The 9,937-nt window shown below is 44.9% G+C and carries 7 protein-coding genes and 1 pseudogene; 7 read left to right on the top strand and 1 reads right to left on the bottom strand.

Annotation, left to right across the window (positions count from 1 at the left end; all coding sequences use genetic code 11):
* From JZU62_RS05205 to rpsI, 6 genes and pseudogenes are all read left to right on the top strand, one after another.
* Nucleotides 1-233: pseudogene (locus tag JZU62_RS05205) on the top strand (3-dehydroquinate dehydratase); the annotation flags it as partial.
* Nucleotides 226-732: a FixH family protein gene (locus tag JZU62_RS05200; protein WP_295012586.1), complete on the top strand. Its 507-nt coding sequence runs from the start codon at nt 226-228 to the stop codon at nt 730-732. The pseudogene JZU62_RS05205 and the gene JZU62_RS05200, both read left to right, overlap by 8 nt.
* Nucleotides 733-854: 122 nt before the next feature.
* Nucleotides 855-3,197 carry a PD-(D/E)XK nuclease family protein gene (locus JZU62_RS05195; RefSeq protein ID WP_295012584.1) on the top strand — a complete coding sequence of 781 codons (2,343 nt, stop codon included), beginning with the start codon at nt 855-857 and terminating at the stop codon, nt 3,195-3,197.
* The gene (locus tag JZU62_RS05190) at nt 3,187-5,889 is read left to right on the top strand and encodes a RecB-like helicase (RefSeq protein WP_295012582.1); all 2,703 of its coding nucleotides are present in this window, start codon (nt 3,187-3,189) and stop codon (nt 5,887-5,889) included. The genes JZU62_RS05195 and JZU62_RS05190 overlap by 11 nt, the downstream gene beginning before the upstream one ends.
* A gap of 81 nt (nt 5,890-5,970) precedes the next feature.
* Entirely contained in the window at nt 5,971-6,393 is a 423-nt protein-coding gene (rplM, locus tag JZU62_RS05185; RefSeq protein ID WP_295012580.1) for a 50S ribosomal protein L13, read from the top strand.
* Between the two features lie 9 nt (nt 6,394-6,402).
* Complete coding sequence (rpsI, locus tag JZU62_RS05180; protein WP_295012578.1) at nt 6,403-6,792, top strand: 30S ribosomal protein S9; 390 nt, start codon at nt 6,403-6,405, stop codon at nt 6,790-6,792.
* A 104-nt stretch (nt 6,793-6,896) separates the two neighbouring features.
* On the opposite strand, the gene JZU62_RS05175 is transcribed toward rpsI, so the two are convergent.
* Nucleotides 6,897-8,798 carry an LTA synthase family protein gene (locus JZU62_RS05175; RefSeq protein ID WP_295012576.1) on the bottom strand — a complete coding sequence of 634 codons (1,902 nt, stop codon included), beginning with the start codon at nt 8,796-8,798 and terminating at the stop codon, nt 6,897-6,899.
* Between the two features lie 120 nt (nt 8,799-8,918).
* On the opposite strand from JZU62_RS05175, the gene JZU62_RS05170 reads away from it, so the two are divergent.
* Nucleotides 8,919-9,937: phosphoethanolamine transferase domain-containing protein (locus JZU62_RS05170; RefSeq protein ID WP_295012574.1), on the top strand; the 1,019-nt coding region annotated here is incomplete at its 3' end.

The following is a 9,937-nucleotide window of genomic DNA, read 5'->3' as shown; positions in this document are numbered from 1 at the left end:
AGGGGGCTGAAATCGTTTCAAAATATTCGGTTGCGATGTTCAATGGATACTCTGACGTAGCAGAACAGATAGCTGAACATCACAATGTTACCTTAAGCTCATCTGCGGGTAGTGGCAGTAAAAATTTTATCGATATTTTACGCGTAGTCTTTTACGGTATTATTCTTTTTGCTATATTCAAATATTTGCGTGGAAAGTACTTACGTAAAAAAGAGGAACCTTTGGATGTTTAAAAACCCAGGTACAAAGTGGCCTGTTCTCATAGCGGTAGCAACTGTGATTGTTATCATTTTTGGTGTGGTAACAATCAAAAAAGCTATTGATAACCCCGTTGAGATGTCAGATTACGGGATGCAAAACTATCATGAATACGATAGAGATGCGAATGAGATTATCGAAGCTAAAATTGCATTTGATAAAAAATACACCATCGTATTATTAACAACTCAGGTTACTGAAAAAGGGACGGTTATCGAGTATAACCTAACCGATAAAGCGGGAAAAGCGGTTAATGATGCAAAGTTTACAGTAATTCTAACACGACCTGACAATAACAAATGCGACGTAAATCTCTCAACTCCTATGGTTGCTGAGGGGAAATACACCTTTGGTGCTGTCGATCTTCCAAAAGTGGGACGATGGGATATTATGGCAAAAGTGTCTGTGGGTAATGATCAGCGTTACTACAACATTAAAGCCGATACCCGTAAACCGGAAACATCCGAGTTTTAATTTTTTTACCTGATATCTTCTTCCCCTTTAGGGGAAATTTACTACAATACCCTGCAAAATGACATATTTTTTTTAATTAAATTGATTATCAGCTAAGATATAACAAACTATAAGGGCTCTGGATGATTAAAGAGTGTATCGTTTATCCCACCTCTCGGTGTATCCGTGAAGCCGTTGCAGTCTCCTCTGAGAGTTTTCTTCCGCACATGATGAGTATGGGGGAGTTTCTCTCCCGTGCGTACGTCGCGGTGGGAAAAATCGTCCCCGATGAGGATTTACGCCTTTTAGCGATGCACGAAGCGTCCGATTTTTCAGCCTTTAGAGCGCTCAACATCGAGCGAAACTTTTTCAGCTTTATTCAAAACTCCGAATATCTGTTCCGATTTTTCGAAGAGCTTTCCAGTGAGCAGGTCAGTGTCGAAACCCTCCAAGCGGTCGATGTGTACGGCGAGTATGAGGAACATATTGCGATTCTTATACGACTTCGTGAACGGTATGGCGAGATATGCGCTCGTGAGGGGTGGGCGGATAGGATATTTAATTCCATTCATACAACCATCCAGCACGATTTTTTGCGTAACTATGATCGTATAACGATTGTTGTCGAGGGGTATCTGAGTCGATATGAGATCGCACTCTTACGAGAGTGTGCTGTGCATTTGGAAGTAATACTTCTGTACAACACGACGGCGTATAATCGTAAAATGACGGCACGCTTGGAGGAGATGGGGTTTGAACTCATCGAAGCTCGGGAGTATCGGTTGTCGCTGAGTTCGATACAGATCATTTCGGATAAGCCTTTGGCGATGAATCGTGCTATTACATGCGAAGTGTTTCATACCCGACTGGCGCAAATCGGATTTATCAAAGCCTCGGTTGAGGCGTTTGTAGAGGAGGGAATCGCACCGGAGAAGATTGCCATCATACTGCCCGATGAAGATGCGGCACAGATGCTGCGGGAGTTCGACACAGAGGGGAATTTTAACTTTGCGATGGGGGAGCCGTTTTCCAATAGCGCCCTCTATCGAGAGATCGAGAGTATTACCCTCTTTTTGGATGAGATGAACGTATTGAACCGCGAGCGGATACGAAATATCAAAAGTACCACGATAGAGTGGTTCAAAACCCATTATCCTCAAAAGTTTCGCTTAGGCGATCTCGAAGAGCTGATTTCGATGTTCGACGATGCCGATGAAGGCTCGCTCGAGATCATCCGCGATGAGATCCAACACATTAGCCATCTCTCCCATGCGCTGGAGCAGATGGAGTTTAGATCGGTATTGCGAATCTTTATGAATCGCCTGCGCCAACGGAGCATCGACGATGTTCGAGGGGGCAAGGTAACAGTGATGGGGCTGTTGGAGACGCGCGGGGTAGCGTTTGATGGTGTGGTAATCATAGATTTTAATGAGGGGTATGTTCCGCACAAGAGCGAAAAAGATCTCTTTTTAAACACGAAAACTCGCGAATATGCCGGATTGCCGAGTGCCCATGATCGCGAATCGCTCCAAAAACACTACTACGCTATGGTGTGCAACCGAGCCAAAAAAGTGGCGATTGGGTGTGTCCAAAACGCCGAGTCGGTGCCGTCTCGTTTTTTACTCCAACTGGGGATCAAAAGTATCCCTGCCGCATACCGATATGAAGAGGTCCTTTTTCCGACCCCTTATTTTAATGAGCGGCATGTTGGAGTGTGTGATAGCGAATACGATTTTACAGCACACACCCTCTCTGCTAGCGGGATCAAAACCTTTTTGAGCTGTAAACGCTCTTTTTATTATCGCTATATCGCGCAAATCCGAGAGCATGAACTGCCGCGCGATTTGTCGCAGGAGCGTGACATCGGTAATGAGCTTCACAGTGTTTTGGATAAGCTCTATGCCGAGAATGATCGTTACTTGGAACCCTCTGCGATCAAAGACTCTATTAGCAGATTATGGGAAGAGAAACACAGCGATGACCCGCTAGAGCGGTATATGAAACGTTTGTGGATCGACAAACTGGAATATTTTTACGGGTGCGAGGTCTCTCGATTTGCCTCAGGGGTGAGGGTGCTTTACCGTGAAAAAGAGGTGAGCTGTCAGGTCGAGGGGATACGACTCACAGGTCGAATCGACCGTATCGATAAGAACGAAGGGGCTCTCGAAGTGATCGATTATAAAAGCGGCAAGTATCCCGATACCGATAAAGAACCCAAAGAGAGCGATGTCGATTATCAGCTCAGTGTCTATGCACTGCTCGCCTCAGAGCTCGGAGAGGTGAGAGCTTGCGGTTATTATGATTTGGGGAGCGGTGAGTTGAAGTTCGAGCGGTTTTTAGAGGCAAAAATCGCCAAATTGCGGGAGATTTTGGCCTATATGGCATCTCAAAAACAATGGAGCTGGGAGATGTACGAGGATTTGAGCCGATGTCGCCACTGTCCCTACACCTACCTCTGTCATCGGGAGGTGATGCGTGGAGTTTGAACCGTTTTTAGCCTATGAGGCGAGTGCGGGGAGCGGCAAGACGTTTAACCTTGTTGTCCGTTATCTGAGTTTGCTCTTTATGGGGGAGACTCCCTCGTCGATCGTGGCATTGACCTTTACCAATAAAGCGGCGAACGAGATGTTGGAGCGGATCATCCTCACCCTCGAAGAGTTGCCTACTCGGAGCGAACTGTCTCAAATCGCCCGTCTTTGCGGGATGAGTGAAGAAGAAATTTTACAAGAGCGTCCCAAAGTTCTATCGAGGTTTCTCCGCTCCGATATTCAAATCTCGACGTTGGATAAGTTTTTCGGTCGAATCTTGCGCAAATTTGCCCTCAATGCGGGGTTGATGCCGACGTTTAAAACCGTCCAAAACCATCATGAAAGCGCTTTACTAGAGCGATTTTTGAATGAAGTGGAGGTATCACAAGCAACTGGGGCGCTGGTTCATCTCTCGTTACTGAGCGATAAGCGGCTCGGTGATCTTTTTACACTCCTCTCCGCCCTCTATTCCAAATACAAAGAGCTGGATATTCAGCGTTACGATGGCGTAGATGCTCCGGAGGAGTCTATAGGGTATGCGTTAGAGTGTGCTCGTGAACTTTCAAAGTTGAGTCTCTCAAAACCGCTCAGTGATCGCGCCCGAAAAACGATGGAGTTTGAGAGTTATGAGGAGCTATTGGAGAAAACGTGGCTCTTTAAACCGAGTATGGAGTACTGGGATTTTAAAAAAACGTATGAGCCGCGAATGGATGAACTCCTCCATGAAATACAGCGTGCCGTTGCCTCACAAATGCGCCGTCGCGAGGTGCTCTATTTCAAAGAGCTGTTTGTCGTGCTAAAACTCTATATCAAAAGCCGACAAAGTATGGCAACGCAGAGCAATGAGCTCAGTTTCGATGATATAACCCTCAACGTCCACACGCTGCTGAGGGAAAAATTGGAGAGCGAGTTTCTCTATTTCCGTCTCGATTCACGCCTCAAGCACCTGCTTCTTGATGAGTTTCAAGATACCAGCGTTATCCAGTTTGACATCCTCCGTCCGTTGATCGAAGAGATCCGCTCCGGTGTGGGGGTGAATGAGGGGGGAAGCTTCTTTTTCGTCGGGGACGTGAAACAATCGATCTACCGTTTTCGCGGAGGGGTGAGTGCCCTCTTTCATCAGGTAGCGGAGCTGTTTGATGTGAAGCTCGAACCGCTCAAGGTGAATTATCGCTCCCGCAGTGAGATTGTCCACTTTGTAAATCGAGCCTTCGAGGGGAAAATCAAAGGGTATGTTCCTCAGCAAAGCCCGCAAAGCTATAGCGGAGGGTATGTCGAGGTTCTCTATAGCGATGATCTGCTCGAATCGCTGAGCGAGAGGGTTGCACTGTTGATCACTCAGGGTGCCGCACCCGAAGAGATCGCTATTTTGACCGCAACCAACAAAGACGGGAGCGCGGTGGAAGAGGTGCTCAGTGGGCGGGGGTATGACGTCGTGACCGAGACGACCGCACGCCTCATCGCACAGCGAAGTGTTCGCGCTATCATCGAATATCTGCGCTATTGTTATTTCGGCGAGTCGATTTACCGCTCCAACTGCGCCGCACTGTTAGGGGTGGAGAGCCTGAGCGTAGAACGGATGAGTGTTGATGAGGTGAACAGTGCCGTTATCGGGTTTATCAAACGATTTCGGATTGCCGATAAGAGCGCATTGATGTTTATCGAAGCATTGCGAAGCTACCGAGACATCGAAGAGGTGGTATTCGAGATTGACCGATTAGAGAGCACTTCGCCCCAAAGCGATATGCGGGGGATTCGGATCATGACCGTCCATAAATCCAAAGGATTGGAGTTTGAGCACGTTATTGTCCTCGATCGTCTAGGAACCCCTCGGAGCCGTAACGATGCGATAGTCTATGAATATGAGGGTGCGGTGCTTCGCGGAATGCATTATCGGATAAAAGGACGTGAACTACTCGATCCCCTCTACGCAAGAGCACTCGAAGCCGAAAAAGAAGCTGCAGGTGAGGATCAACTCAATGCCCTCTATGTTGCCCTGACTCGCGCGGCGGAATCGCTCAGTGTGATCGCGAAAACAAAAAACTCATGGTTTGATCCCCTCTGCCTTACTCCGTCTCATTGGGGGAGTTTGGAGATCAAAATGCATCGCACTGATGTACCGCTCATACAAAAATCTTTGAATTTTAAAGCCTTTTCATTCGGTCGACAAGAAGAGAAACCGAGCTCTCTTAAAGAGGAAACGTATGATTATGCGGCAGTACAGTTTGGGTTGGCACTGCACTATACGCTGGAGATGATGGGAGAATTTAGTCACGAATCGCTGAAGGTTTCTCTCGAATCGACTCGTAACCGTTATGGCGCAATGCTTCATGCGGGTGCAATGGGTGAGATTGAAAAGCGAATCAGTCATTTGATGCGTGATGAGCACTTTGGTATGCTAATTCAAGGCGATTGTTACAAAGAACAGATGATACGCCACAAAGGAAATATCGGGGTGATCGATCTGCTCATTAGGGGTGAAAACGGCTGGAAAATTATCGATTATAAAAGCGGTCGTGAAGAGGAAGCCAAACACACCGAGCAGATCAATCGTTACGCTGAGTCGATACGCTCAATGAGCAATGAGGAAGTCGAGGGATATTTGTGCTATCTCTTGGAGGATCGGATCGAATGGGTTAAGTGCTTATAATAAACTTAATTTCAGCAGAATATAAGTTTAAAAGGGTACAATTTCGCCACTATTTATAGAGACTTTTAAAGGAGACTCAAGATGAAATTTACTAAAATTGCTTCACCTGAGCAAATCGACCGTAAATGGGTTTTAATTGATGCAGAAGGAAAAACATTCGGTCGTATGATGACTGAAATCGCTGTTAGCCTTCGCGGAAAAGACAAACCTTATTTTACCCCAAACATTGACTGTGGTGATTTTGTTATCGTCATTAACGCATCTAAAGCAGTTATTAACGGTGGTGGTAAAACCGCTACTAAAACGTATCACCGTCATACAGGTTACTTCGGTAACGTAAAAAGTGAAAAATTCACTGAACTTTTGGCTACTAACCCTGAAAAAGTTTTCAAGCTTGCTGCTCGCGGTATGCTTCCGAAAACAAAATTGGGTCGTGCAATGCTCAAAAAATTAAAAGTCTATGCAGGTGCTGAACACCCTCACTCTGCACAGATCGCTAAGTAAGGATAAATTATGGCAAAAACGTATGCAACCGGAAGAAGAAAATCTTCGATCGCTAAAGTATGGCTTGCTCCGGGTACAGGTAAAATCACTGTAAACGGTCTTTCACTCGACGCATGGTTGGGTGGTCTTGAAGCAAAAAAATTGCGCGTTACTCAACCGCTTTCTTTGACAAAACAAGACACATCTGTTGATATCACTGCAACAACTACCGGTGGTGGTTTCTCAGGACAATCTGACGCACTACGTCATGGTATTTCACGTGCTCTTTGCACATTCGATCCAGCATTCCGTGTTGTATTGAAACCATTCGGTATGCTTACTCGCGATGCTCGTATCGTTGAGCGTAAGAAGCCGGGTAAACGTAAAGCACGTCGTTCTCCTCAATTCTCAAAACGTTAATTGTTTCCTCTTCCCTTCTTTGGGAAGAATTTTTCTTTATCCTTCCTCTATTTTTTACCAACTATTTTTTTTATAACTCCCTCCAGAGAAATCTCTGAAAAGTATTATTTGGCAACTCTAAACAATTTCTTGTTATACATATCATCCATTACTGTTACAAATGCCAGTGCGTCACGTTCGAGCTCTTTATTGTGTGGAGAGGGTTTGAGATGTTCGTTCTCATAGGTAAACGTTAAAGCCTCTTTGTTTGGCTGAATGATGGCGATTTTTTCATGATCGCGTAGGGCGAAGTTATCGTTGAACATCATGAGAGAAACCTCTTGTTTTTTATCGCTGTAGATCGAATGACCTAAAATTGGGTAGGTGAGATCAACTCCGATCATATCGAGAGCTGTTGCCAAAACGTCGGGCTGAGTAGTGAGGGTACTAACTTTTTGAGCTTTTACCCCATCGCTAACAATCAAGGCTGGGATATGGAACATTTTTACCGGAACCAAATCATCGCCGTATACGCGGACATTATGATCGGCAACGACGACAAACACGGTATCTTTGTAGTAGGACTCTTTTTTCGCTAATTCAAAAAGACGACCGATAGCAAAGTCGGCATATTTTACGGCGTTTTCAACCCCATATTTTGGTTTTCCGGTGATAAAATCAATTTTTTTCTCCGGTAATTCAAACGGTGAATGATTCGATGATGAGAACATGATCGAGACAAACTTTTCCCCTTTTGCGGCATGGGATTTAAATTTTTCATTCGCTTTGAGGACTAAATCTTCATCGCTAACTCCCCATGTACTGACGAAACTCGGATTTTGGTAATCTTTTTGCTCGATTACTTCATCAAAACTGTTCCCCATATACCAGCTACGCATATTGTCAAACCGACCTTCGCCGCCGTAAATAAAGCTTGATTTATATCCCAACGGTTTAAGTAGCGCGGCAACCGTGAAAAAATCACTTTGAGATTTGTTCCGTTTGACAACCCCCTCTCCCGGTAGCGGGAGGTAGCCTGAACTCATCCCCGCCAATCCTTGGATACTCCGGGTTCCGTTACTAAAGAGGTTGGTAAAAGCGACCCCCTCGTGAGAGAGTTTTTCCATATTGGGGGTGATTGTAGTGTCTCCACCGCTAAATCCGACGAATTGTGAGCCCATCGACTCTTGGATAAATATGACGAGATTTTTAGGCTTTTGAGTTTTGAAATGGGTCGTTTCAAGTCGGTTAAACGGGAACTCTTGGTTTGGATTTAAGGCGAGTTTTTTACCTACCCGTTCATACGCTTCGGAAAGTTTCATTTTCCCGTAAGGCTTAATGAGGTTTCCCTCTTTCGTATAGCTTTTATAGGCATATCCGATACTGTAAAGAGAGTTTTTGGCGATCTCATTTGCCATGCGGTTGGTGCTGTAGAGGGCATCGGAGATATTGGCGGGACGATGACCGAACGAAGAACGGATGCCGATGAAAAGAACAGCGACTACAATCGGAAACAAAAGGAGACGTTTCCAGAGCGGTGTTTGGATCGCTTCAACCAGACGAAGGGGTGAGAAACGCAGATACGCCCATCCCATTAATAGCAACATTCCCAATGCAACGATGAGCTGCATCGGATACTCTTTGAGAATCATGGAGGTGACCTCTTGGGGGTATTTAAGATACTCTATAAAAAGATAGTTGGGGCGAACATCATATTGGGCGACAAACGGAAAAGTGGCATTTTCAACGTAGAGAGATATTAAAAGAAAAAAGAGGACATAGCCACTGAGGAATCGTCCAACAAATTTTGCCCCTATTTGGGGGGTAATCGCCATAAAGAGTGCTGGAATGACTAAAATGATCGAAGTTGTCATCGTGTCGAGTTTTAAACCGTATATAAATGATAAAAGGGACTCTGCAAAGCTGATGTCCCCCAATCGGTCGAAATAAAGTCCGTACAGCCCTAACCGTCCGAGAAAAAACAAGGCGATAAAGAGTAGATAAATCTTGAAAAGTTCGCGTAGCATGGATAATGATTCCTCGTAAAATGATGTGAAATTATAGGGTAATAACGGATAATAAGAGCGTTTACGTAGCATTAGGGGATAAGATACTATAATATCGTAATTAAAATAAGCGGAGTCCGAGTGTTATTTTCCTTTTCAAAGCCTATGGCAGCCCGTACAGTTGTGATCGCTGTTACGTTATGGTTAGTTCTTCTCACAAACGGAGCATTTTTTAAACATGTGAGCGAAGTGTACCCTTTAGTCAGCGGGAATATTTTGTTTGTTTTCTCTTTGGGTATTGTCCTCTTTAGTGTTACGATGATCGTATTAACCCTCCTGAGCTCACGCTATACTATTAAGCCTGCATTGATAACTATATTGCTTGTCACATCAGCAACAGCCTATTTTATGGATGCGTATGATGTCGTGATCGATTCACACATGATCCAAAATCTGCTAGAGACGAATCTCAAAGAGTCTACGGATTTATTGAGCTTGAAACAGCTACTTTATACCATCGTATTGGGTGTTATCCCCTCGTTTATCGTGTATCGGATCAAAATTATCCCGATGAGCCTCAAAGAGACGTTGATTGAAAAAGTCAAAGTTATTGTGGTTGCATTGGTGGTTGCTCTCGTTGTCATTTTTACATTTAGCAAATATTACACCTCTTTTTTCCGAGAGCATAAACCGCTCCGTTATTATGCGAATCCGGCGTATTATCTCTACTCTATCGGTCATTATGTTCAAGAGACGTTTTCTCACCCCTACAGCGGTTTGGCTCCTATCGGAGAAGATGCAAAGATCACCGGTAGCGATCAGCCTCGTAAATTGATCGTTTTGGTGGTCGGTGAAGCGGTACGATGGGATCATTTCGGTTTGAACAATTATGAGCGGGATACGACTCCACTCTTGCGTAAAGAGGATATTATTAACTTTACCCAGTTCACCTCTTGCGGAACGGAGACGGCGGTATCGGTACCGTGTATGTTCTCTTCGTTCGGACGTGAGGGATATGAGAAGGAGAAAGCCAAACATACCGAAAATATTTTGGATGTTCTCAAACGTTCCGGTGTCAATATTCTTTGGAGAGATAATAACTCGGATTCCAAAGGGGTTGCAGATCGTGTAACCTATGAAGATTATCAAAGTCCGAAAAA

The sequence above is a fragment of the Sulfuricurvum sp. genome (assembly GCF_019163035.1).
Classification (GTDB): domain Bacteria; phylum Campylobacterota; class Campylobacteria; order Campylobacterales; family Sulfurimonadaceae; genus Sulfuricurvum.
This window is presented reverse-complemented; position numbering and strand designations above follow the sequence as displayed.